The sequence below is a fragment of the Parasphingorhabdus pacifica genome (assembly GCF_054779195.1).
Genome location: NZ_BAAGYS010000011.1, coordinates 424,828 through 447,935 on the forward strand (window position 1 = coordinate 424,828; position 23,108 = coordinate 447,935).

General features: G+C 70.5%; 23 protein-coding genes. 13 read left to right on the top strand and 10 right to left on the bottom strand.

Features of this window, described 5'->3' with window-relative positions; translation table 11 throughout:
* Window positions 1-134 precede the first annotated feature (134 nt).
* Entirely contained in the window at window positions 135-971 is an 837-nt protein-coding gene (locus ACYVAN_RS18945; RefSeq protein WP_460961449.1) for a DeoR/GlpR family DNA-binding transcription regulator, read from the top strand.
* 78 nt (window positions 972-1,049) lie between these two features.
* Entirely contained in the window at window positions 1,050-2,792 is a 1,743-nt protein-coding gene (gene glpD, locus ACYVAN_RS18950) for a glycerol-3-phosphate dehydrogenase (RefSeq protein ID WP_460961451.1), read from the top strand.
* 174 nt (window positions 2,793-2,966) lie between these two features.
* Here glpD and ACYVAN_RS18955 read toward each other — a convergent pair whose 3' ends face one another.
* The 6 genes from ACYVAN_RS18955 to ACYVAN_RS18980 all read right to left on the bottom strand — a co-directional run bounded on the left by ACYVAN_RS18955 (window position 2,967) and on the right by ACYVAN_RS18980 (window position 7,088).
* Entirely contained in the window at window positions 2,967-3,776 is an 810-nt protein-coding gene (locus ACYVAN_RS18955; RefSeq protein WP_460961453.1) for an ESX secretion-associated protein EspG, read from the bottom strand.
* The gene (locus tag ACYVAN_RS18960; RefSeq protein ID WP_460961455.1) at window positions 3,776-4,666 is read right to left on the bottom strand and encodes a PPE domain-containing protein; all 891 of its coding nucleotides are present in this window, start codon (window positions 4,664-4,666) and stop codon (window positions 3,776-3,778) included. Before ACYVAN_RS18960 ends, ACYVAN_RS18955 begins: the two co-directional genes overlap by 1 nt.
* A 31-nt stretch (window positions 4,667-4,697) precedes the next feature.
* Window positions 4,698-5,090: a hypothetical protein gene (locus ACYVAN_RS18965; protein ID WP_460961457.1), complete on the bottom strand. Its 393-nt coding sequence runs from the start codon at window positions 5,088-5,090 to the stop codon at window positions 4,698-4,700.
* A gap of 116 nt (window positions 5,091-5,206) precedes the next feature.
* Window positions 5,207-5,887 (bottom strand): DUF3558 domain-containing protein, encoded by a 681-nt coding sequence (locus ACYVAN_RS18970; RefSeq protein WP_460961459.1) that lies wholly within the window; start codon window positions 5,885-5,887, stop codon window positions 5,207-5,209.
* A 96-nt stretch (window positions 5,888-5,983) separates the two neighbouring features.
* On the bottom strand, window positions 5,984-6,349 hold the full coding sequence (locus ACYVAN_RS18975; protein WP_460961461.1) for a DUF1707 SHOCT-like domain-containing protein: 366 nt from the start codon (window positions 6,347-6,349) through the stop codon (window positions 5,984-5,986).
* A 118-nt stretch (window positions 6,350-6,467) separates the two neighbouring features.
* Window positions 6,468-7,088 carry a Maf family protein gene (locus ACYVAN_RS18980; protein WP_460961463.1) on the bottom strand — a complete coding sequence of 207 codons (621 nt, stop codon included), beginning with the start codon at window positions 7,086-7,088 and terminating at the stop codon, window positions 6,468-6,470.
* Window positions 7,089-7,265: 177 nt separating this feature from the next.
* Here ACYVAN_RS18980 and ACYVAN_RS18985 point away from each other — a divergent pair, with 177 nt between their 5' ends.
* From ACYVAN_RS18985 to ACYVAN_RS19005, 5 genes are all read left to right on the top strand, one after another.
* Window positions 7,266-9,104, top strand: coding sequence for a glycoside hydrolase family 3 protein (locus ACYVAN_RS18985; protein ID WP_460961465.1), 1,839 nt, complete (start codon window positions 7,266-7,268; stop codon window positions 9,102-9,104).
* A gap of 116 nt (window positions 9,105-9,220) precedes the next feature.
* Window positions 9,221-10,051, top strand: coding sequence for a biotin--[acetyl-CoA-carboxylase] ligase (locus ACYVAN_RS18990; RefSeq protein WP_460961467.1), 831 nt, complete (start codon window positions 9,221-9,223; stop codon window positions 10,049-10,051).
* A gap of 92 nt (window positions 10,052-10,143) precedes the next feature.
* The gene (locus ACYVAN_RS18995) at window positions 10,144-10,665 is read left to right on the top strand and encodes a PH domain-containing protein (protein WP_460961469.1); all 522 of its coding nucleotides are present in this window, start codon (window positions 10,144-10,146) and stop codon (window positions 10,663-10,665) included.
* A complete protein-coding gene (locus tag ACYVAN_RS19000; protein ID WP_460961471.1) occupies window positions 10,662-11,612 on the top strand; it encodes a hydroxymethylglutaryl-CoA lyase in 951 nt (316 codons plus the stop codon). The genes ACYVAN_RS18995 and ACYVAN_RS19000 overlap by 4 nt, the downstream gene beginning before the upstream one ends.
* Window positions 11,609-12,277: an adenosylcobinamide amidohydrolase gene (locus ACYVAN_RS19005; RefSeq protein WP_460961473.1), complete on the top strand. Its 669-nt coding sequence runs from the start codon at window positions 11,609-11,611 to the stop codon at window positions 12,275-12,277. The genes ACYVAN_RS19000 and ACYVAN_RS19005 overlap by 4 nt, the downstream gene beginning before the upstream one ends.
* 45 nt (window positions 12,278-12,322) lie before the next feature.
* On the opposite strand, the gene ACYVAN_RS19010 is transcribed toward ACYVAN_RS19005, so the two are convergent.
* A complete protein-coding gene (locus tag ACYVAN_RS19010; RefSeq protein ID WP_460961475.1) occupies window positions 12,323-12,772 on the bottom strand; it encodes a MaoC family dehydratase in 450 nt (149 codons plus the stop codon).
* 242 nt (window positions 12,773-13,014) lie between these two features.
* Here ACYVAN_RS19010 and ACYVAN_RS19015 point away from each other — a divergent pair, with 242 nt between their 5' ends.
* Genes ACYVAN_RS19015 through ACYVAN_RS19030 form a run of 4 tightly spaced genes read left to right on the top strand, consistent with a single transcriptional unit; the run spans window position 13,015 to window position 16,547 of the window.
* Window positions 13,015-13,491 carry a YbaB/EbfC family nucleoid-associated protein gene (locus ACYVAN_RS19015; RefSeq protein ID WP_460961477.1) on the top strand — a complete coding sequence of 159 codons (477 nt, stop codon included), beginning with the start codon at window positions 13,015-13,017 and terminating at the stop codon, window positions 13,489-13,491.
* Window positions 13,488-13,808 (top strand): WXG100 family type VII secretion target, encoded by a 321-nt coding sequence (locus ACYVAN_RS19020; RefSeq protein ID WP_460961479.1) that lies wholly within the window; start codon window positions 13,488-13,490, stop codon window positions 13,806-13,808. The genes ACYVAN_RS19015 and ACYVAN_RS19020 overlap by 4 nt, the downstream gene beginning before the upstream one ends.
* 7 nt (window positions 13,809-13,815) lie before the next feature.
* Window positions 13,816-16,248, top strand: coding sequence for a TNT domain-containing protein (locus tag ACYVAN_RS19025; protein ID WP_460961481.1), 2,433 nt, complete (start codon window positions 13,816-13,818; stop codon window positions 16,246-16,248).
* On the top strand, window positions 16,245-16,547 hold the full coding sequence (locus ACYVAN_RS19030) for a hypothetical protein (protein ID WP_460961483.1): 303 nt from the start codon (window positions 16,245-16,247) through the stop codon (window positions 16,545-16,547). Before ACYVAN_RS19025 ends, ACYVAN_RS19030 begins: the two co-directional genes overlap by 4 nt.
* Before the next feature lie 262 nt (window positions 16,548-16,809).
* Here ACYVAN_RS19030 and hisN read toward each other — a convergent pair whose 3' ends face one another.
* Window positions 16,810-17,589 carry a histidinol-phosphatase gene (hisN, locus tag ACYVAN_RS19035; RefSeq protein ID WP_460961484.1) on the bottom strand — a complete coding sequence of 260 codons (780 nt, stop codon included), beginning with the start codon at window positions 17,587-17,589 and terminating at the stop codon, window positions 16,810-16,812.
* 221 nt (window positions 17,590-17,810) lie between these two features.
* On the opposite strand from hisN, the gene ACYVAN_RS19040 reads away from it, so the two are divergent.
* Both ACYVAN_RS19040 and ACYVAN_RS19045 read left to right on the top strand, forming a co-directional pair.
* On the top strand, window positions 17,811-18,485 hold the full coding sequence (locus ACYVAN_RS19040) for a response regulator transcription factor (RefSeq protein ID WP_460961486.1): 675 nt from the start codon (window positions 17,811-17,813) through the stop codon (window positions 18,483-18,485).
* A gap of 2 nt (window positions 18,486-18,487) precedes the next feature.
* A complete protein-coding gene (locus ACYVAN_RS19045; protein ID WP_460961488.1) occupies window positions 18,488-19,762 on the top strand; it encodes an ATP-binding protein in 1,275 nt (424 codons plus the stop codon).
* Window positions 19,763-19,835: 73 nt separating this feature from the next.
* Here ACYVAN_RS19045 and ACYVAN_RS19050 read toward each other — a convergent pair whose 3' ends face one another.
* Together ACYVAN_RS19050 and ACYVAN_RS19055 are read right to left on the bottom strand one after the other, a co-directional pair.
* A complete protein-coding gene (locus ACYVAN_RS19050) occupies window positions 19,836-20,360 on the bottom strand; it encodes a GtrA family protein (RefSeq protein ID WP_460961489.1) in 525 nt (174 codons plus the stop codon).
* Window positions 20,361-20,444: 84 nt separating this feature from the next.
* Window positions 20,445-23,054: a sigma-70 family RNA polymerase sigma factor gene (locus ACYVAN_RS19055; protein WP_460961491.1), complete on the bottom strand. Its 2,610-nt coding sequence runs from the start codon at window positions 23,052-23,054 to the stop codon at window positions 20,445-20,447.
* Window positions 23,055-23,108 lie beyond the last annotated feature (54 nt).

The window sequence follows — 23,108 nt, forward strand, 5'->3', positions numbered from 1 at the left end:
TGTTCAGGTGTCGCCCATGCCGAGGTGTTGATCGCGCCGCGGACCCGTCCAGGAGGTGCCGATCGAAGTGCCTCCGCACGTGGCTAGGAGGATGGAGTGCGCTGGTGCAAGACCTCGGTGTGAGGGGAACGACGATGTCCGGGACCACGGGTCGACGCCCATCCGGAAAACAACAGGATCGACGGCGCAAGATCACCGAACTGGTCATGGCCGACGGCACGATGCGGATCGACGACCTGGTCGCGACCGTCGGTGCCAGCGCCATGACCGTGTACCGGGACCTCGCCGATCTGGAGTCGCAAGGCCTCGTGCACCGCAACCGCGGGTATGTCTCGGCTGCTTCGTCACTGCTGTACGAAGCCGCATCCGAGTACCGGCTGCAGCAGAACGAGGCGGAGAAGAAGGAGCTCGCCCGTGCCGCGATCGAACTGATCGAACCAGGCCAGGCGCTGATGCTGGATGATTCCACCACCGGCGTCTACCTGGCCCGGCTGCTGCCCGAACGCGCCCCGCTGACGGTGGTCACCAACCACCGCGGGGTGTTCGACGAGCTCGCCGGGCAGCAGGGGATCCACCTGATCAGCGTCGGCGGCGACTACCTGCCGTGGGCGGACGCGTTCGTCGGCGGGATGGCCCTCGACGCGCTGCGCGGAATGCGGGTGGACCTGGCGATCATGTCGGTTTCGGCCGTCACCGGGGGAACCTGCTTCTACCCGCAGCAGGAAATGGTGCAGCTCAAGAAGGCCATGCTGGCCTCGGCGAGCCGCCGAGTGCTCTACGTCGATCACACGAAGTTCAGCAGGCGCGCGCTGCACGCGGTCGCGCCCGCGGAGGACTTCGACATCGTGATCGTCGACTCCAAGACGTCGAGTTCGGACATCGAGGTCCTCCGGGATCGCGGTGCGACCGTCGAACAAGCGGGTGTGGAACGCAGTGGCGCGGCGGGCGGAAAGCCTGCTCGTCGGGCATGATTGACCGCCGGGGACGGTGCTGGCGAGAGCCCGCGGCGCGTCGGCGGTGGGACGCGATTCAAGCGAGGAGGACGCCTGGTGACCAAGGACACGACCGGGGCGAAGCAGTCCGGCACAGCACGCATGGGCCCCGATGATCGAGCCGCCAACTGGGAACGGCTGCGTTCCGAGGAGTTCGACGTCGTCGTGATCGGTGGCGGCGTGACCGGCGCCGGAACGGCGCTCGACGCGGCGACCCGAGGACTCCGGGTCGCGCTCGTCGAAGCCCGCGACCTGGCTGCCGGCACGTCGAGCCGATCGAGCAAGCTCTTCCACGGCGGTCTTCGGTACCTGGAACAGCTCGAATTCTCCCTGGTGCGAGAAGCGCTGCACGAGCGCGAACTGATGCTCACGAAGCTCGCGCCGCACCTGGTGAAACCCGTCAGCTTCCTCTACCCACTGACCCGGCGGGTGTGGGAACGGCCGTACGTCGGAGCCGGGTTGATGCTCTACGACACCATGGGCGGCTCCAGCTCCGTGCCGGGGCAGAAGCACCTGAGCCGATCCGGTGCGCTGCGGATGGTTCCCGCGCTCAAGCGCGACTCGCTCGTCGGCGGCATCCGCTACTACGACGCGCAGGCCGACGACGCGCGGCACACCATGACCGTGGCGCGCACCGCGGGCAAGTACGGCGCGGTGATCAGCACGTCCACCCAGGTAACCGGCTTTCTCCGGGACGCCGACCGGATCGCCGGAGTGCACGTCCGCGACGTCGAAACCGGGGAGGAGACCGAGGTCCGGGCCAAGACGGTGATCAACGCGACCGGTGTGTGGACCGATGAACTGCAGCGCCTGTCCGGTGGTCGCGGGCGGTTCCGGGTACGGGCCAGCAAGGGCGTGCACATCGTCGTCCCAGGCGACCGGATCGTCGCCGAAAGCGGCATGATCCTGCGCACCGAGAAGTCGGTGCTGTTCGTGATCCCGTGGGGCAGCCACTGGATCGTCGGAACCACCGACACCGACTGGAACCTCGACCTCGCGCATCCGGCGGCGACCAAGAAGGACATCGACTACATCCTCGAGAACGTCAACGGCGTGCTCGCCACGCCGTTGACCCATGAGGACATCGAAGGTGTCTACGCGGGACTGCGGCCACTGCTGGCCGGGGAGAGCGAGGAAAGTTCGAAGCTGTCCCGCGAACACGCGGTGGCCCGGGTGGCGCCCGGACTCGTCGCGATCGCAGGCGGCAAGTACACGACCTACCGGGTCATGGCGGCCGACGCGGTGGACGCCGTCGGCCAGGACCTGGCGGGACGGCTCGCCGCGTCCATCACCGACAAGGTCCCGCTGCTCGGGGCCGACGGGTACCACGCGCTGGTCAACCAGACGGACCAGCTGGCCGCCGACCACGGCCTGCACCCCTACCGCATCCGGCACCTGCTGGACCGGTACGGCGCGGAGATCCACGAGGTGCTCGCGTTGGCGGCCGATAGCCCCGACCTGCTCAAGCCGATCCCGCACGCACCGAACTACCTGCAGGCCGAGGTGGTGTACGCGTGCAGCCACGAGGGTGCGCTGCACCTGGAGGACGTGCTGACCAGGCGCACCCGGATCTCGATCGAGTACCCGCATCGGGGCGTCGACTGCGCCGACTCCGTCGCGCGCCTGATGGCCGGTGTTCTCGGCTGGGACGAGGAGCGGATCGCCCGCGAGATCCAGGTCTACACGGCCCGGGTCGACGCCGAACGCGATTCGCAGAGCCAGCCCGACGACGAAGCCGCTGACGAGGTGCGTTCGGCCGCGCCCGAAGCGCGCGACGAGCTGATCGAACCCCTCGGCTGAGCGGTTCGGTTCGAGCAGCTCGGGCTGGCGCCGAATAGCCCGGGTATGGCCGGGGTCCCGGTGGGGTGCGGAAAGGGGCCGCCCCACCGGGACCCCGAGCCGCTTCCGGCGCCCCGAGCCCCAGTCGCAATCGGTCACCCGAGCCGTGGGCCCCGCTACTCCCGGCGAGTCCCACTACCCGGGCTGAACCGTGGTCGCCCCCAGGAGCTCTCCCACGTGTCCGGTCAACCGACGGCTGTCGGCCGGTGCGACCGTGCTCCACTGGTCCCCGGAGGCCGATGCTCGCCGCACCTGGACATAGCGGCCGTGCGGCCGGTCGAAGAACCCGACGACGTGGGAAGCGCGGAGCCGCCGCCCGCGCTCGTCCCGAGCCGCCGCGCCGAACTGTCCGCTCGCATCGGTATCCCCGACCATGCGCGTGAGCTCGTCGGCGTCGTCGGCCCGAACACCACGGTTCCGCAGAGCCGCGCCCAGATCGTCGACGCTGTCGCCCGCGGCCTCGGCCGCCGCGTCGAGATCGGCGCTCCGCATGGTCACCGAGCGGCCCGGACCAGGCCCCATCGGCGGTAGCACGGACACGGCTTCTCGCGGCAACCCGCTCGCGGCGGCAGGCCGCAGCGTCAACGTGTCCCCGTCCTTGACCACGAGGACGCCCTCCGCGCCGTCCGCACCACCGGAGGCGGCCAGCACCCGGACGCTGCGCCGCAGCCACAGCCTCCCGTCGACCTCGCACCGGGGCCGCACGAGCAGCCGAAGCATCCGCTCGAGATCTTCGTCGAGGCACGCTCGAGTGCCGAGTCCCCGTCCGGAGAGCGTGGACCAGGCCGAATCGACGAGCTCCACCCGCTCGGTGTGGGTGCGCCCCGGCGAGGGGACCTGCAGCACCAGCGGTACTGGGGCCACCCCGAGGTGCTCGGTGAGCACGTCGAATTCCAGCGCCGACAGCGACACGGCTCGCCGTGCGGTGTCGGTGGCGGACGACATCACGCCGGATCCCCGCCGATCACCGGCCTGGCGGATGATCGGTCGTCGTCGAAGAATCCGCCGGTGCCCCGGGAATCCTCGATGACCCGGTGATCCACCGGTTCCGCGTCCCGCCGTGGTCGGACGGGGTGCCGTGGCGCGCCGTCACCGGAACGCGAACCGCTCGGGGAAGCGGCACCTCCCGCGCCGCGGCCGTCCACCCGACCACCGCGGTGCGCTGCCGCTCCGCCGGAACCGGTCGTGTTCGCCCGTCCGGCCCCACCCGCGGCCGGCGTGGGCGGAGCGGCCCGTCTGATGCTGATGGTGACCGGTTGGCCACCTCCCGACCCGCCGGATCCCGACACCGCGGGCGGGGAGTCGACGACCACCTGCGGGGCCGGCGCGAACGAGGCCAGCGTGGTGGTGTTGGCCCGGGTGGAGCTCTCATAGGTGCGCATCACCTCGAAGGCCCGCTGTTCGGCCGCGTTCTGGCGCGCTTCCTCCGCTTCGTGGTCGGTCTGGCCGCCGAAGAGGTGCGTGAGCATCGTGACCGCCGTGCCGGGGTCCTCGTTGCGCACCGGGACGGGCGGCGGCATGTCGGCCCGGGCTTTCCCGACGTAATCGGCTTGCTGTTCGGCCCTGTCCCGCATCAACTGGGCCGCCTGCTGCGCCTGCACCGCCCATTCGCCCAGCGGGCGCAGACCGGCGCGCGCGTTCTCCGCCGCGACGCCCTGCCAGCCCGCCATCGCGGCGGTCAGCGCCGAAGCCAGGTCGGTATCGATGTCGCCGAGCGCGCGGTTCAGTTCGCCCCAGCGGCGCACCGAGTCGGTCGAACCGTCCGGGCCGGGGCCCTGGTGGATCTGGTCGTACAGTTCCTGGTGGCTGTATCCCTGCCAGCGGTGATCGCTCACGGTCGTATCGCCTCCTTCCACCGCCGTGCGGTCAGCAACCCTCGCCGAAGCGGACGATGTTGTCCTCCTCCGCGAGCGCGTACTGCCTGCTGGCCATTTCCAAGGATTCGGCCGCCGTCTGCAGCTGGTCGCGGTAACCGCACAGGGCGGTGAGCGCGTCGTCCTCGCCGCCGATCGAGCGCTCGTTGAACTCGTCGGCCGCCCCGGTGCTCACGGGGTCTCCCGCCCACGGGCGGATTCGGAGTTCGGTGATCGCGTGTTCGATCTGGATGCCGACGGTGTCCAATGAGGCTTGAAGTGCGCTGACCAGGTTCGGAATGGCGGCCGGTTCGATCTGCATCGACCCGCCGAGACCTGCTACGTCCGGTATGTCCGGGCTGATGGCGGATGTGGACGAGCCATCGCCCGATGAACTGTGCGGCACGCGTTGTCCCTCCCACAGGTAAAACGTCCGTCGATCACCTTAATCAGTCACGGTCACTCTGGGGAGTGCTCCAATCGCGGTGAGTGGTGCGACGCTCGGGAGGGACACGATCGAACTCATTCGTTCATGTCCGCGGCAGGTCGTTCGGAAGCTGTTTCGGCGATGGAGGTTTCCGGCTGCGGATTGATCAGCGTTTCGACGGCGTCCTCGGCCACCCGCCGAGCACCCGCGCACAACTGGTCGAGCGGGGGCGCCGGTCGGCCGCCGTCGTCCCGGTAGAGCACGTCGACGTGTTGTCCTTCGGCGGTGTCGACGGCCACGTTGCACGCCAGATCCAGCTCCGGTGTTTTGATCACCAGGGCGGGAAAGCCGTGGATCACCAGAGGGGTGGCATCGACCTGGGCCGTGTCGTCGGTCCACACGCCCATGCCTTCGGTGGTGATCAGGGCCAGCCGGGCACCGACCTTGCCGCTGGTGTTGCGGAAGCTGCACGTGGCGGCATCGCCGAAACCGGCTTCGGCGCCGGGCAGCGGGTCCCGGTCGAACCCGAGCTGGCCGCGCTGGTCCTCGGTGAGCAGCTCGCACGGGTCGGTGTCGTCGAGCGGGACTTCGAACGGGCGCGCGGGAAGCGGCGGAGGCTCACTCGTGGTGGGTGGTGGGGGCGGTGGTGGTGCACTCGGCTTCCCCGCGTCCGCGGTGTTCTCGGATTGACCGAGTCCGCACCCGGCGAGCAGGAGCCCCGCCGCGAAAAGCACTCCGGCTATCCGTACTGGACTGGCGTTCCGCGAGCTGCGCATGCGGTCACCGTAACCAACGGTCGTGTCACCGGATGGAGATGATGTGGCCACCGCGTGCCGCCGACCACTCGCCCGGGATCGGTGCGCTGAGCAGTACTAACTCCGTCGGGTGAACCACAGCACGGCGACGACCGCGACGATCGCCAGCAGCCACAGCTGACGGGTCAGGACCACGAAGAGCAGCGCAACCACGATCCCCAGCACCGCGAGCAACCGCCCGCCGCCGATGTCCGCGCGCACGGGTTGTTCGGTGGTGGGCGTGGTGGAGGGGTGCGGAGCGGGAAGATCGTCGAACGCGGCAGTGATCTCCGAGGCGAAGCGAGCGCCCGCGAGCGTGAAGCAACGCTGGTCGTATTCGTCGACATCGAGCCGACCGGCCGCCAGGTGTTCACCGAGCAGCGCGATAGCGCGTTCCCGCTCGGGATTGCCGACGCGCACGTCTTTGCCCGGTTTCTTGCCCACGCGTCCATGATAGGCCCGCAAGCACCGGTTCGGAGGTACGTTCGAGCGCGGACATCGCGGTGCCCGCCGAACATCCGGTGGGCCCGTCAAGGTGCGGTCGGGCGGCGCCCGGAGGTGCTCACGCGTTCCACAGCGACGTGACGCCCACTCCGACGCCCGCCAGCAGCGAACGGGTCAGCGGCAGGCTGATCCCGATCACGCTGGACGGATCGCCGTCGATGCCTTCCACGAACCAGCCGCCGTAGCCGTCCAGGGTGAAGGCACCGGCGACCTCAAGCGGTTCGGAGGTCGCGATGTAGGCGTCGATCTCGGCCTCGGTCGGTTCGCCGAAACGGACCGTGGTGGCCAGGTGCTCGCTCGCTCGCTCGGCAACGGCGCCGTCGCGGAGGCGGAGCACCGCGTGCCCGGTGAGCAGCTCGCCGGTGGTCCCGGCCATACCTCGCCAGCGCTCGGCGGCGACGTCGGCGGTGCCGGGTTTGCCGACGACTGCGCCGCCGATCGACAGCATCGAGTCGCAACCCACGATCACGCAGTCCGGCAGCTCGGCCGCCACCTCGGGAACGACGGCCTCGGCCTTGGCCGTGGCCAGCGCGGTGACCAGTTCGTCCGGTTCAGGCCTGGTCAAACTCGCGGTGACGGCGTCCTCGTCGACACCGGATACGCGCACGACGGGGTCGATCCCAGCGGCTCTGAGCACGGCGAGGCGGGCGGGTGAAGCGGAGGCGAGCACGAAACGCACGGCGAGGACACTAGCGCGGGGCTACCTGCCGCTCGCGCTCGGTGCGACACCGAGCACGGCCGTGCCCCGCAGGATCGCCGGGGGAGACTGCGGAGTTGCGTCCGTCTGGTCGATTGGGCCGATGAGAGCGCTCCCATAGGGTCGTGGGTCGAGATCACGCACCGACGAGGAGGTCCGATGGTGGTCCGTGAAAGACGTCGATACCTGTATCCGGTCCTGGCGGGCATCACCGCGATCGGCCTGTTCGGTGGTCTGCTGCCCGCCGCCGGAGCCGCCGCCCCCAGCTACCGGGATCCCGACCAGCCCGTTTCCGACCGGGTCGACGACCTGATGTCGCGGATGTCGCCGGCGGACAAGCTCGGTCAGATGGTGCAGATCGAACGGAAGGCCGCCGATCCCGAAGCGGTCGCGGACAACCGGATCGGCTCCGTGCTCAGCGGCGGTGGGTCGGCGCCCGACCCCAACACGCCCGAGGCGTGGGCCGACATGTACGACGCCTACCAGCGCGCGGCGCTGGACACCCCGCTCGGCATCCCGATGATCTACGGCGTGGACGCGGTCCACGGGCACAACAACGTCCACGGAGCGACGATCTTCCCGCACAACATCGGACTCGGCGCCACCGACGATCCCGGACTGGTCCGGCGCGCCGCCGCCGCCACGGCGGAGGAAGTCGCCGCTACCGGCATCGACTGGACCTTCGCTCCCTGCGTCTGCGTCGCCCGGGACGATCGCTGGGGCCGCACCTACGAAGCCTTCGGTGAAACCCCCGAGCGCCCCTCGGAGATGGCCGCCGCCGTGACCGGCTACCAGGGCGAAGAACTCGGCGGGACGCCGACGTCGATCATGGCGACCGCCAAGCACTACATCGGCGACGGTGGCACGGCAGGCGGGGAGGACCAGGGCGACGCGCGGATGGACGAAGCCGAACTGCGCGACGTGCACCTGCCGCCGTTCCGCGCGGCCGTCGAACGCGGTGTCGGTTCGATCATGGTCTCCTACAGCAGCTGGAACGGCGTGAAGCTGCACGAGCACGACTACCTGATCAACGACGTGCTCAAGAGCGAACTCGGTTTCGGTGGGATCGTCATCTCCGACTACGACGCCATCGACCAGATCGACGGCGAACCCGGTTTTACGCCCGACGAAGTGCGCACCTCCGTCAACGCGGGCATCGACATGGTGATGCTCTCCAGCGATCACGAGCGGTTCCTGAACTATCTGCGGTCCGAAGTGGAAGCCGGACGCGTAACGATGGAACGCATCGACGACGCGAACCGCCGCATCCTGACCAAGAAGTTCGAGCTCGGGCTCTTCGAGCGCCCGTTCGCGCAGCGGGACCTGCTGCCCTCGGTGGGCAGCGCCGAGCACCGCGACCTCGCCAGGGAGGCCGTCCGGAAGTCCCAGGTGCTGCTGGAGAACGACGGCACGTTACCGCTCGCCGAACACGGCGGGAAGCTGTTCGTGTCGGGCAAGAACGCCGACGACATCGGCAACCAGAGCGGCGGCTGGACCATCTCGTGGCAGGGTTCCAGTGGCGACATCACCGACGGCACCACCATCCTCGAAGGCGTCCGAGCGGCCACGACCTCGAAGGTGACCTACGACCGCCACGGCAACGGCATCAACAACAGCTACCGCGCGGCGATCGCGGTCGTCGGAGAGACGCCGTACGCCGAGGGCGAGGGAGACAGGCCGGACGACCTGCGTCTCGACGACGAGGACCGCGCCACCCTGGCCAAGCTTCGCGCGGCCGACGTGCCCGTGATCGTGGTGACCGTTTCGGGGCGACCGCTCGACGTCATCGGTGAAGTCGACGGGTGGGACGCGCTGGTGGCCTCCTGGCTGCCCGGCACCGAGGGACAAGGGGTGGCCGACGTGCTCTTCGGCGACCACGAACCCACCGGCACTCTGCCGATGACCTGGATGCGCTCCTCCGGTCAGCAGCCGATCAACGCCGGGGACGGACAGCAGCCGCTGTACCCGCTCGGCCACGGGTTGAACTACTCCCGCTGAGCGTTCGCCCGGACCCCCGCGGCCCCCCTCCCGCAGGGGTGCGGCTACCGCTGGGGAAGGGCCGGTGCCGGGAATGCCCGGCACCGGCTGCCTCCGGGCCCTCGTAAGCTGGAGCGATGACCGCTCCCGTGCTGCTCGACACCGCCCACTTGCGTTCCCGGCTGGTCGACGACGGGCCGTACGCGGCTCTGGACGTCGTCACCGTGACCGGTTCCACCAACACCGACCTGATCGACGCGGCCAACCGGGGCGCGCCGGATCGGACGGTGCTGATGGCCGAGGAGCAGCAGACCGGGCGTGGCCGGATGAGCAGGCAGTGGGTGTCCCCGCGCGGCTACGGACTGCACGTCAGCGTGGTGCTGCGCCCGGCGATCCCCCCTTCGTCGGTGGCGTGGCTGCCGCTGCTCGCCGGGGTTGCCCTCGCCGAGACCGTGCACCGCACGACTGGCTTGCCCGCCGCCTTGAAATGGCCGAACGACCTGCTGCTCGGTGCCGGCGCGGAGTGGTTGAAGGCCGCCGGGATCCTCGCCGACGCGATCACCACCCCGGACGGGTTGGCCGTCGTGCTCGGAATGGGAGTCAACGTGCACCACGGTGCCGACGATTTGCCCCGGGGCTCCGGCGGGCTGCCCGCCACTTCGCTGGCCGACCAGGGCGCGAACGTCGACCGCGCCGGCTTCGCCGTGGAATTGCTGACCTCGCTTGCCGAGGTCGACGACCGCTGGCGGGAGCACGCCGGAGACGTGGTGGCAGCGGGACTCCACAACCGGTACGAGCGGCTGTGCGGCACGATCGGCAAGCAGGTCCGGGTCGAGCTGGGCGACGACAAGTCGTTGCGCGGAGTGGCGACCGGCGTCGACGGGCACGGCCGACTGCTGGTGCGGGACGTCGGAGGCGAAACGGTTCCGGTCTCGGCGGGCGACGTGGTGCACCTCCGCCCCGCTTGATGGCTCCCCGAGTTGCGGCGAGGGTGGCGTGGCGAAGGCGTTAACGTGATCCGTGCACGCTCGCGCGATCGCATTGAGGAGGAAGTAGCTCGATGGCCTACCCGGACGACCTGCTCAGCGATGGCGAGTACGTGGTCGTACACCGGCATCCGCACTGGAAGATGCTGATCACGCCCGTCCTGATGTTCCTCGCGGTGGTCGGTGGCGGTGCCTACCTCGCTGCGCTGGTCGCCTCGACGAGCTGGGCGACGACAGCGTGGATCGCACTCGCGGGGGTGGGCGCGATCCTGGTCATCTGGCTCACCCTGGCCCCGCTGATCCGCTGGCGGACCACCCACTTCGTGATCACCACGCGCCGCTGGATGGTGCGCGAGGGGGTGTTCACCCGAAGCGGCATCGACATCCCGATGAACCGGATCAACAGCGTGCGGTTCGAGCACAACCTGCTCGACCGGATGTTGGGGTGCGGCACGCTGATCGTGGAGTCGGCATCCGACGAACCACTGGAATTCGACGACATTCCCGGTGTGGAGAAGGTCCACACCCTGCTGTACCGCGAAATTCACGACGAATCCCGGTACGGGGATGAGTCGGGTTGGGAGTACGAGCGATGAGTACACGCGACCTGGGCCTGCCGATGCGCGTACCCTCACCGCGTCCGGACGAGCTGCCCGAGGCGGTGACGATCTGGGAGGTCGGCCCGCGCGACGGTCTGCAGAACGAGCAGGGGATCGTGCCCCCCGAAGTCAAGATCGAGTTCCTGCACCGGCTCGCCGACGCCGGATTGCCCATCGTGGAGACCACCAGCTTCGTGCGACCCGAGTGGGTGCCGCAGCTGGCCGACGCCGCCGAAGTCCTCGCCGGGCTCCGCAAGATCGACGGCGTGCGTTACCCCGTGCTCGTGCCCAACGCGCGGGGACTCGACCGCGCGATCGAGTCGGAGGTGCGGGATGTCGCGATCTTCGCGGCGGCCACCGAGTCGTTCACCCGACGCAACCTCAACCGCGGTCTCGACGAGCAGTTCGCGATGTTCGAGCCGGTGGTGGCGAACGCCGTCGGTGCCGGTATGACCGTGCGCGGCTATGTTTCGATGGCCTTCGGCGACCCGTGGGAGGGCGCCGTCCCGGTGGAACAGGTCGTCTCGGTGGGCAGGCGGCTGCTGGACATGGGCTGCGCGCAGCTGTCCCTCGGAGACACCATCGGAGTGGCCACACCCGGCCACGTCGAAGTCCTCGTGCGGGCATTCGTCGCCGCGGGAGTACCGGTGGACCGGCTCGCGGTGCACTTCCACGACACCTACGGCCAGGCGCTGGCCAACACCTATGCCGCGCTGCGACAAGGGGTGGCCACCGTGGACGCCTCCGCGGGTGGCCTGGGCGGCTGCCCGTACGCGAAGTCGGCCACCGGCAATCTCGCCACCGAGGACCTCGTGTGGATGCTCGACGGCCTGGGCATCGAGCACGGGGTCGACCTCGATGCGCTCGTCGGGACGAGCGTCTGGATGGCGGGTGAGCTCGGCAGGCCGTCGCCCTCGCGGGTGGTCAAGGCCTTGAGCTCGTGACCGCGGCGGATGCTTTCCCGAAGCCGGTGCTCGGCACCGCGGACGGCCACCCGGCACTGGTGTGGCGTGCGCGGCGACCCTGGTTGGCGATCTCCTCGGCCGCGCACGGTGGTGGGATCGGTGCGCGGGACTGGGTGCTCAACGCGACCGTGGCCTCGGGCTACGACCGGACCGACCCGTCCGCCCACGTCGGGGAGATGGCCACCGAACTGGACCTCGCCGGTGCGGGCGTCGGGATGCTCACGGCCGTGGACGTGCGGCACGAGGTGACCGTGGCCGACACCGGTGTCGTCGCGTCCACCACGACTGGTGTCGGCTACCCGATCTGGGCGGCCGAGGAATCGGCGGTGGTTCGCGGGGAGGCCGCCGTGTGGTTTCCCGGCACGATCAACGCGGTCTGCTGGTTGCCGGTGCGGTTGACGGAGGCCGCGTTGGTCAACGCGGTCGCCACCGTGGCGGAGGCCAAGGCCCAGGCGCTCGTCCGTTCCGGCGTCGAGGGGACCGGTACCTGCACGGACGCCACGGTGCTGCTGTGCCCGGTCGACGGGGAAGCAGAACAGTACGGCGGTCCGCGATCGAGCGTCGGATCGGCGCTCGCACGCGCGGTGCACGCGGGCGTGCTCGCGGGGCTGCGGGTGGGCAGTCCCCGGTACGGGCAGCACTGAGCACCCCCCGGCGGGTTTCTCCGCCCGGGACGCTCTCCGGTCGGGTCAGGCAGCTTCTCGGGTGCCGAACATCCCGAGGAACGTGAAGCGCATGACCTGGTCCGCGTCGCGGTCGGCGGTGCCGGTGATCTCCACCAGCCCCAGGCCGGGCTTGCTGCCGGAGAGACGGCGTTCGTTGATCCGCGCCTCGAAGCGCAGCGTGTCGCCGGGGAAGACCGGGGCGCTCCAAGTGAGTTCGTTCCCGCCCGGCGACCCCTGGGACGTCGAATCGCCGAGCAGCCCGTCGACGTAGGCCCGCATCCACAAGGAGGCGGTGTACCAGCCGGAGGCGCACAGACCGCCGAGCACGGAGTCCTTCCCCGCCTGCTCGTCGAGGTGGAACGGTTGCGGGTCGAACCGCCGAGCGAAGTCGACCATGTCGTCCCGGTCGATGGTTACCGCACCCAGGTCGAACGCGGAACCGGGCACGAGGTCTTCGTATGCGATCTTGGCCATCGCCCGATTTTCGCAGTCCAACCACCGTCGATAGCTGAGATGGTGCTCACATGGCGAAGTCGGGGTGAAACGTGCGGCGGCGCGCGGGCGAAACACGCCGGTGAATCAGCGATAATTCTGATCGCTCCGGAAGGGGAACCAACGCCGCTGCGACGAACGTCCCAGCAGATGGCCACCGGATACGTCGGCCAGGGCGCCGGCGCACCGCGCCTGAAGACGAGCCGGGAGGGAAGGGGGCGGCCGTGTCGACCGACCACCGCACGCAGGTCGAGGAACTGATGGCGGATTACCGGCGTAGCCAGGAGCGGCTCGCCGACACGCAGCGGGATCTGGCGTCGATCACCACAACAGCTCGCAGCGGGGACGGCCGCATCGAGGTCGTGGTGGGTCCGCAGGGCGTGTTGCGGGAGCTGAACCTGGCCGCCGACGTGTACGAGAAGCATCCTCCGGACCGGCTCGCAGGCAGCGTCGTGGAGCTGACGACCGAGGCGGCGCGTCAGTCCGCGAGACGAGCCGCCGACATGCTCGCCGATGTGCTGCCGGCCGGATCCGACCCCGAGGCCTTGCTCGGCGCGAGCAACGATGCCGAAGCTCCGCAGCAGCACGAGTCGGCGCCGCAGCGGGAATCGGGGAGTCGGAAACGGCTCGCCGACGAGGACGACGACGCGGCCCCCGACAGCTGGTTGCAGCAGGGGCTCGGGAAGCAGGACGAAGCATGAGCGGCTTCCGGAGCGACCTCGACCAGCTGCGCCAGTACGCCGGACGGTTCGACGACCTCGCCGGTCAGGCAGGGAAAACCGCCCGGGACGCCCGTGCGGCCGTGGAGTCGGCCGGCCCCTGCTGGGGAGGGGACGAGATCGGAGCGGCGTTCGCCGGGACGCACCTCCCCGGGACCGAGCAGGCGCTCGACGAGCTGGACGGGCTGGTCTCGGGTCTGCGCGAGATGGGTGTGAAACTCGTCGAGACCGCGTCGGATCAGCAACGAACCGATTCGGACAACGCCGGGGAACTCGGCCGGATCGTCGGACAGGGGTGATCGAGGCGTGGGCATCGAACTTCCCGCGGAACTGCGGGACGTCGCGGAGCGTGCCGGTGCTCGCTGGCCGGAGGCCGACGAGGACGCCATGCGGGAGTCCGCCGACCAGTGGCGCTCGGCCGCGAAATCGATCGACGCGCTCGCGCGGGACGCCGATGGTGCGGCGCAGGGCGCGTTGAGCGCGATCGACGGGGAAACGGCCCGGGCCGCGCGCGGCGAGTGGGACGGGTTCACCGGGGACGGCGGCCGGTTCGCCCGATCCGCGCGGGAATGCACCGCGGCGGCCGACCGACTGGACCACGCTGCCGAGCAGATCGGTGCGGCGAAGGTGCGGATCGTGCGGGAGCTGGTTTCGTTTGCCAAGAGCACGGCTGCCGCGGAGCAGGCCGCTGCCGCCGGAAACCCGCAGGCGCTCGCGGGCCTCGACACCGCGTTGCGAGGCGCATCCGGTGCGCTCGCGCAGGTCCACGAATCGCTGCGGTCGGCGGTCGACAGCTCCAGCGGTGTCGTGGTCGACGCCGGGACGACCGCCCAGACCGGGTTGCCGGGTGTGGCGGCCGGTGCGGGCGCGAACGTCCCGGGGCAGTTGGCGGATGCGGCCCAGCGACCGGTGGCGGACGCCGCCACGGCCGGTGGCGGGACGCTCGCCGACGTCGCGGGGGCGGGATCGGACGCGGCGAACTCGCTCACCGGAACGGCCGGGGCAGTAGGCGGGCTCGGTGGTTCGGCCGCCGAGGCGGCGGGGCATGCCGGTGCGTCCGCCGCCGATGCGGCGGGTGCGCTCGGTGACCGGGGCCCGACCGGAGGCCGTGAGGACGTCGGCGACGCGGTCGGTGCGGCCTTCGACCGGGCTCGAGAGGTTCCCGGTCAGGTCGGTCAGGTCGATGAGGTCGTGGGCGGAGTGGCCGAGGCCGGGGTCGGAACGGTCGAGTCCGCAGCAGACGAAGCCGCTGCGGTGGGGCGATCGGGAGCAGAAGAAGTGGCTGCGGAAGGGCGGTCCGGAACGGACGAAGCGACTTCGTGGCGTGCGGGTACCGAACACACGGGCCCCGTTTCGATCGGTGGCCAGGGAACCGGGCCGCTCCCCGAGGACCCGGCGTCGGTCACCGCGCCGCACGCCGTGCACCAGGTGTGGTCCGCCCAGCCTTCCGGTGGTCCACCCGCAGGCGCCCCACCGGCCGCCCCGCCGCCCGCGGCGGGCGGTGCCGTGCCGTCTGCGGCCGGATCGGCGCCGGGTGGGCCGCCGCCCGGCGCGCAGTTCTCCTCGCCACCTGCCGCCGGTTCGGGGGTGCCACGCCCACCGGCCGCGCCGCCACAACCAGCCGGAGGTCCCCGCCCCCCGGCCGCATCCGGCGTCCCCGGCCAGCACCAGCAGCCGAACTCGGCGAACCCGCCGCGCCCGCAGCAACCGGGGTCACCACCGCAGAACCTCCCGCCGCACGGCCAGCAGGCCCCGCATCGAGGGCCGATGCGGCCGGCTGCGGGGGCGGTCCCACCGCCGCAGCCGCCGACCCACCAGCCGGGTGGTCCGCCGGGTGGTCAGCCGGGTGGTCAGCCGGTCGGGAACCAGCCGGATGCCGGTCAGCGACCGCTGCGGCAGGGCGAGCGCAACCCCGCCGTGGTGGCGTTCGTGCTGCACCAATTCCCGATCGGACACATGCCGATGGCCTCGGGGCGGGCGAGCAGGCAGCTGCCCGGCGCGGTCGAGGAAGCCCCGGGGGCCCACAACCGCTTCGCACCGCAGGACCATCCGCGTTCGGACCTGATCAGCGACGAGGACGCGCTGGCGCGGGTACGCGCCGGTGCTGCCGGGCCCGCACAGTCCGACGAGGGGCAGCAGGCGCCCGAAGCGCTCGTCGCGGCGTACGAACCGACCGGGGAGCTCAACGACCTGGAGTGGGAACGCGAGTTCGTGAAGAGCGCGGCGTCGGAGTCCTCCGGACGCGATGCCGAGTACGCGTGGCCACCCGGTGAGCGGTTCCCCGAAGGAGGCGTCGAGGCCGGGCTGCCGGTCGTCCTCGATCCGGAAACCGTCGTCGACGGGTTCGGTGACGGCCGGGGCAGGGTTCTGTACGCCGAGACCGCCTCGTTCGGTCAGCGCAGCCTGCCGCCCGAGCACCTGCGGCGCGCGTACCGCCGCTACCGGGTGATGCGTCCGCTGCCCGCGTGGCAGGTCGCGATCGCGCCCTGGTTCGCCCAGCCCGGCGGCGGTATCCGCTACCGGTTGACGTATCCGGTCGTGGACCTCGTCGCGCTGGGGGCGCTCGTCGAACTGACCGAGGACCTGCGGGCGAGCGAGGAGCGGACGCTCCGCATCGACCGCGAACAGTTGGCCGAGGCCGCCGGGAGCAAGGCGCCCGGCAGCTCCGAAACCGCCGAGGAGAGCGCGATCGCGAAAGCTCTCGACCCGGCATCCCAGACGCAGGAGGCGACCAGGTGAACAGCGAGTCCGTGGTCGGCTGGCTCGAAGCGATGAGCGTGCCGGCCGAACTGGTTTCGGTGGGCGCGGAGATCGACGACGCGTGGTGCCTGCTGCGCGACGAGGTCGACGGTGTGCCCGGCTGGGAGGTGTTCTGGCGGGAGCAGGGCAACCGGTACGACTGGGCCCGTTTCAGCAACGAGCAGGTCGCCTGCTTCTACCTCTTCGGCAGGTTGACCTGGACGCAGGCGTTGCGAGGTGTGGTCGGTCCGGTCGACGCGGCCCGTACGCCCCCTGGCGGTATCCGGGCGCAGGGCTGAACCACTCCGGGCGCAGGGCTGAACCACTCCGGGACCAGTCCGGGACCAGGGCTGAACCGGGTGCTGAGCCAGATTGCCACCGAGCGGGCGTGGGCGCCGAGCGGATCGCAGAGCCGGCGATGGATGAGGGGTGTCGACAGCACTTCTGAGCGGTGGCCAGTGAGCGTGGGCGAGCGGATTCGTCATCGGCGGTGGCGTGCCGGTCGCCATCACCTCGACACGGTCACTCCGACCACTACCCGGCAGGTCACCGCTCACATGCTCACTGGTAGGAGAGCAGCTTCAGCGCGGTGTCGTGCAGGCGTCCGTTCGAGGTCAGCACGTTGCCACCGTCGTAGCGGGCCCGTCCGGACAGGTCGCTGAAACCGCCGCCCGCCTCCTCGACGATGACCTGGGCGGCCGCGACGTCCCACGGGTTGACGATCGGTTCGGCGGCGAGGTCGATCGCGCCCTCGGCGACGAGGCAGTGCTGCCAGAAGTCGCCGAACGCGCGGTTCTCCCAGCACGCGTCGACCAACCGCAGGTACGCCTCCCGCGAGTGGTGCTCCACCCAGGTGCTGAGGTTGGTCGTCGAAACGTAGGCGTCGGAGATGTCTCCGACGGCCGAAACCGAGATCCGTTCCGGGGCGCCGTCTCCGGTGGTGCTCCACGCCCCCGAACCCGACGCCGCCCACCACCGGCGCCCCAGCGCCGGGGCGGAGATCACGCCGACGACTGGACGGCCCTCGTCGACCAGCGAGATCAAGCTCGCCCACGCGGGGACGCCGCGCAGGAAGTTCTTCGTGCCGTCGATCGGGTCGAGGACCCAGGTTCGACCGGGACCCGCGTCGCCGCCTCGCTCCTCGCCCGCGACCACGTCGCCGGGGTTGTGCTCGGCGAGGACCGCGCGGATGGCGTCCTCCACCGCGACGTCGGCATCGGTGACCGGTGTGCGATCCGGTTTCCGGTCTACCGTGAGGTCGCGGGCGCGGAACCGGTCGGTGGTGATCGCGTCGGCGACGTCGGCGAGATGCAGCGCGAGTTCGAGGTCAGCGGTGGTCACACCCGCGAATCCTATTCGCCGCCGACCACGAGTCCGACGCCGAGTCCGCCCGGCCGCGCCGCTTCGGGAGGTGGGAACATCGAGAACCGCACGATACGGTCGAATCGAACGCCGCGTGCGGTTGCCCGAGAGCAGGTGGGCCGGGCGGCGTCGTGGTCGGAAGGCGGTTGATCGGTCGGCCACTTGCCCTGAACGGAATCACTCTCTCTAGGCTGGGATACGTGAGCGTAGTGCTTTTGGCTGAGGACGACCCAGCTATCGCTGTGCCGTTGTCGAGAGCGCTGCAGCGGGAGGGGTACTCGGTGCAGGTCATCGAGGACGGTCCGTCCGCGTTGCGGGAGGCGTCCTCCGGAGGCATCGACCTGCTCGTCCTCGATCTGGGCCTGCCCGAGATGGACGGCCTGGAAGTCTGCCGGCGACTGCGTTCGCAAGGGCGAGGGATGCCGGTGCTGATGCTCACCGCGCGGACCGACGAGGTCGATTTCGTCGTCGGGCTGGACGCCGGAGCCGACGACTACGTGGCCAAACCGTTCCGACTGGCCGAGCTGATGGCCCGGATTCGGGCGCTGCTGCGCCGCGGTTCCCCCGAGACGCTGGAGGCATCCGGGGTGCGGTTGGAGTTGACCGCCCGCCGCGTACTGGTCAACGAGCGGGAAGTGCAGCTGGCGAACAAGGAGTTCGAGCTGCTGCGCGTCCTCATGCAACACGCGGGCCAAGTCGTCACCAGGGAAGACATCCTCGAAGAAGTGTGGCCCGAACCGAGCCGCAAGGGCAGCAAAACCCTGGACATGCACATCTCGTGGCTGCGCCGCAAGCTCAGCGACGGCAACGGCAGAGCCGACGAGCAGCGCATCGCGACGGTGCGCGGAGTCGGCTTCCGGTTCAACGCGGACTGAGCATGCGCAGGCGAATCCTGCAGGCGACCCTGCTCGCGGTCGCGGTCACCGCGGTGGTCCTCGGTCTCCCGCTCGGCTTCAGCGCGCTGAAGCTGGTCGAGGACTTCACCAGGGGCGACCTGTCCAACCGCGCCCAGCAGATCGCGACCCTCCTCGACGAGCAGGTGGCCAGCGACGAGCCGATCAGCATCAAGTCCGCTCGACTCGCCGTCCCGAGAGAGGCGATGTTGACCGTGCGCACCCAGAAGGGCGTCTACAAGCTGGGTGTGGACCCCGGCAAGGAGCCGATCGAGGAGTCGGCGTCGATGGTCAAGAGCGGCAGCGTCACGCTATCGGCTCCGAGCTCACCGGTGCGCGCCCAGCAGTGGCAGGTGGCCGGGTTGGTGGTGATGCTGGTCGTCCTCTCCGCCGGAACCGGCATGTTCGTCGCCACGCTGACCGCGCGGAAGCTGTCCAGTCCGCTCCGGGATGTCGCGGCACGTGCTGCTCGACTCGGTGCGGGGGATTTCCGGGCCGACCCGAAACGACACCAGGTACCCGAACTCGACCGGGTCGCCGATGCCCTCGACGCCTCCGGAGCGGCGTTGTCGCAGTTGGTGCAGCGTGAACGCGAACTGGTCGGCGACGTTTCGCACCAGTTGCGCAGCCGTCTGACCGCCTTGCACCTGCGACTCGAAACCCTCGCGGGAACCGAGGAACCGGACAGCGCCGAGGAGGCCGCGGCGGCGCTGGAGCAGGCCGAACGGCTTTCCCGCGTGCTGGACGATCTGCTGGCCGCGGCGACGGCCGCACGGGCGCGGGACGCCGAACCGCTGGACGTGTCGGCCGAGCTGAGTCACGTCGCGTCGGAGTGGCGCGAAGTGCTGCGGGACAACGGCTGCAGCCTGCGGTTGCGGGTCTCCGAAGGGCTCCTCGCTCGCGCTACCCAGACGCGACTGCGGGAGGCCATCGGTGTGCTGCTGGACAACGCGTTGCGGCACGGCAGGGGCACGGTCACGCTGCACGCGAGGCACGGTAGCGGGACGGTCATCGTGGAGGTCAGCGACAGCGGCTCCGGGGTGCCGGACGAGATCGTTCCGTACGTCTTCGAACGCGGTTTCTCCGGAGGGGGGTCCACCGGGGTGGGACTGGCGTTGGCCCGCGCTCTGGTGGAGGCCGATGGTGGGCGGTTGGAGTTGAGCCTGGCTCGGCCCGCGACGTTCGAGATTTTCCTGCCGGTGGCGCGCGCCGACGACGTGCTCGGCGTGCCCTGGAAGACCGACCAGACCCCGCGCTGAGCGATTTTCGCGGGGCGGCGATCAGCCGGGCTTGGTGGGCAGGTTCCGCGGGCCGGGGCGGTTCGTCGCGCGGTCAGTCCTGCCGCGCGCGTGCCTCGCGCACGTCCTCGACCGTGTCGTCGGCGGGGAAGACCCACCGGCGGAAGGCCCACCAGCGGAACGCCATTCCTGCCAGCAGGCCGATGATCTGCCCGGACGTGAAGTCGGCGATCTCCTCGACGAGCCGTGTGGTGAACGGGGTGTGCAGGTGGAAGATGTACCGGGATATCCACAGCGGGGCGGCGTAGAGGGCGACACCGATACCGCTGAACAGGAAGTACAGCGCCGCCTCGTGGTGGCGTTCCCGGCCGCCCCTGGTGCGGAACGACCATTCCCGATTGAGCACGTAGGAGACGATCGTGGCGACCAGCACCGCGATGACCTTCGCGGTGACGGGTTTGGGTTCGAGGATCGTCAGCTTCAGCGTGTAGAAGATGGCCGTGTCGATGAAGAAGGTGACCGCCCCGACGATCCCGAACTTGAGCAGTTCGCGGTGTCGGATAGCGATCGCGCGGCAGAAGCTGGGGGCGTGGGCCAGTACCGAGTCGACAACGGACACGGGCTCGAGTTTACGGAGCGTCCGCCGCCCGTCCCCCGGTCGGTGTAGGGGCCCGGGGCGGGCGGCGGGCGGTTCCGGTCGAGCTCAAGCCTCCTCGTGCGGACGTCCTCGTGGGTGATGCCCGTTCTGTCCCGGATGGGACGGCGGTGCGCCGGAAGAGTTGCCGGGGTCGGTCGGCGTCGTCGATGGCGGTGTCGTCGACGTCTCGGACTGCTGCGGCTCGTCCGTGGTCTCACCGGTGCTCTCCGTGCTGGACGGGCTTTCCGTGGCCGACGGGCTTTCCGTGCTGGACGGGCTCTCCGTGGTGGACGGGCTCTCCGTGGTCGAGGGGCTCTCCGTGGTCGAGGGGCTCTCCGTGGTGCTCGGACGTCCGGTGGTGTCCGGGCTCTCTGTGTTGCCCGGCTTCTCTGTGTTGCCCGGCTTCTCGGTGGTGTCCGGGGCGTCCGGCTCGTTCGAGTCGCCGCCCGGCGTGCCGTCCGGGTGTTGGGAAGTCGTGGTCGGCTCCGAGGGCTCGGGCAGCCACGGCGGGCGTGCGGAGTCCGGAGGCAGCCAGCACGCGGTCTCGGAAACCCACTGCGCGGGAACCGGCTTCCACGGATGCGTGCAGGCCGGTTGGTTCGCGGGTGGCTCGTCCACGTCCGGATCGCCCGGAGGGAACGGCTTCCACGGGTGCCACAACCGGATCTCGGCCGAGGTGTCGTCCCGTGCGGTCCCCAACGTGGCCGTGACCGGAATCGTCACCAGGTGCGCGCTGCGCTGTTCGCCTCGTTCGGTGGGCAGTGGCCACGTGCTCAACCAGATCCGGCCGGTGAACTTCTCGCCCGGTTCCAGCTCGGCCGCGCACCGGATCACCGGCGCGTTCGGGGAGGTCTCGCACCTGGGTGGGAGTCCGGTCGGCAGCACCCCTCGGGGAACTCGGGCGGACGCTTCGGCCAGGCCGGTGGAGGTGCCCGTGTTGCGGACGTTGATGCTGAGCCAGCTGTTCAACGCGGGCACGTCACCCCACCCGGAGGCTTCGACCGCGACGTCGTCGACATCGGGCGGGCTCACCTGGACCGGAATGGCCGACAGCGGCAGTTCGATTCGCCCACCGGCCTGCACGACCGTCGAGATCTCGCCGCCGGTCGCGCTCTCGTCGGCGCGCACCCGGAAGTCGAAGGTGAACGACTCGCCGGGGGCGAGACCGCTGTGGGTCACGCAGCTGATCGCGCCCGGCCGCTGCTCGCAACTGACGGGGCGCGACTCGGTGGCTTGGGTCCGCACGGCGGTCGCACCGCTCGAAGCGCTTTGCGGTGAGGTGCCCGCGGGGCCGGAGTTCGAGACGGATCCCGGCAGGGTTGCGCTGATCCCCGGCGGCAGCGACATGTCCGCGGTCAGCGGGTCGGAAGTGGCGGTACCGCTGTTGCTCACCGTGATCGGCACCGTCTCACCGGGACCCCCTCCCACCAGCCGGACCGGTTCGGCCGGGCCGGAAGCGTGCAGGGACGGTTCGAGGTTGGCCGGTGGTGCGGGTGCCGCGGGGGCCGGTTCGGGAGCCGGGGTCGGTTCGGGCGGTACCGCAGGCGGCGGCTCGGGCTGTGGTTCAGGCTCGGGCTGTGGTTCGGGTGCGGGTGGTGGTTCGGGTGCGGGCGGTTGCGCTGGCTCCTCGGGCTCGACAACGGGAGGTGGCGCGGCCGCTGGAGCCGCCGAAGGTGTCGCCGTGTCGTTGCCGGAGGCTAGCGCGAGTGCGATCGCGGCGATCATCGCGGCCACGGTGCCTACGCTCGAGAGCACCTGGCGGGGTGCCGAACCGAGAGCGCCGGCCACACCGCCGGTCCCGGCCGCAGTACCGGCCGCAGTACCGGCCGCAGTACCGGCTGCCGATCCGGCCGCCGTACCGCCACCGCTCATCGCCAGGTAGCCGAGCGCCGAGGCGCCCAGCACGGCAGGGGCGAGCACCACGCGCAGCGAGCCGTTGACCTCGGTCAGCTCGGCGGCCAGTGCGCGGCACCGCTCGCAGCCGTCCAGGTGGGTCTCGACCTGTGCGGTCTCCCGCTTTGACAGGCCGCTGCGGGTCCAGGAGCCCAGCCGGTCCGCGGTCGCCCGGCACTGCGCGACACCGGACTCGTTCCCGTCGAGCGAGCCGAGGTGGACCTGGAGGTATGCCTGCCGGAGGCCTTCGCGGGCCCGGTAGGCGAGGGCCGAGACACCGTTGGGCGTGAGCCCCAACAGCGGTGCCACCTGGGCTGCCGACTCACCTTCGATCTCCAGATGCCACAGCACGGTTCGCCACCGCTCGGGCAGCCGCTCGAACGCCTGCGCGGCCAGCGAACGTTCCAGCCCGGCGACCGCCGTGTCGTTGAACGGCACGCTGACGTCCGCGCCGGATACCGCGGTGACATCGTCGGAGAGCTGGATCTTGCGCTCGCGACGGGTCCGGTCGTACGCGGTGTTCCGGATCGCGGTGAGCAGGTAGGCGCGGAACGCCGTGTTCGGGCCACGTCCGGAACGCAGCGTGTCCAAGACCTTCGCGAAGGCCTCGGAAACCAGGTCGTCGGCTTCGGACGGAGACTGGGACACCTGCCTGGCCATGTTGTGCGCGGCGGTGACGTGCCGCTCGTACAACTCGGCGTACGCGGCGGACTCACCGTTCCGCACGGCTTCGATCAGTTCCCCGTCGCTGGGGCCCTGCGTTTCGGCCGGCACTGTCGACACGCCCGTACCTTTCTCCCCCGCTCGGGGGTGTTGGTCTCCGCGGATGCGCTCGCG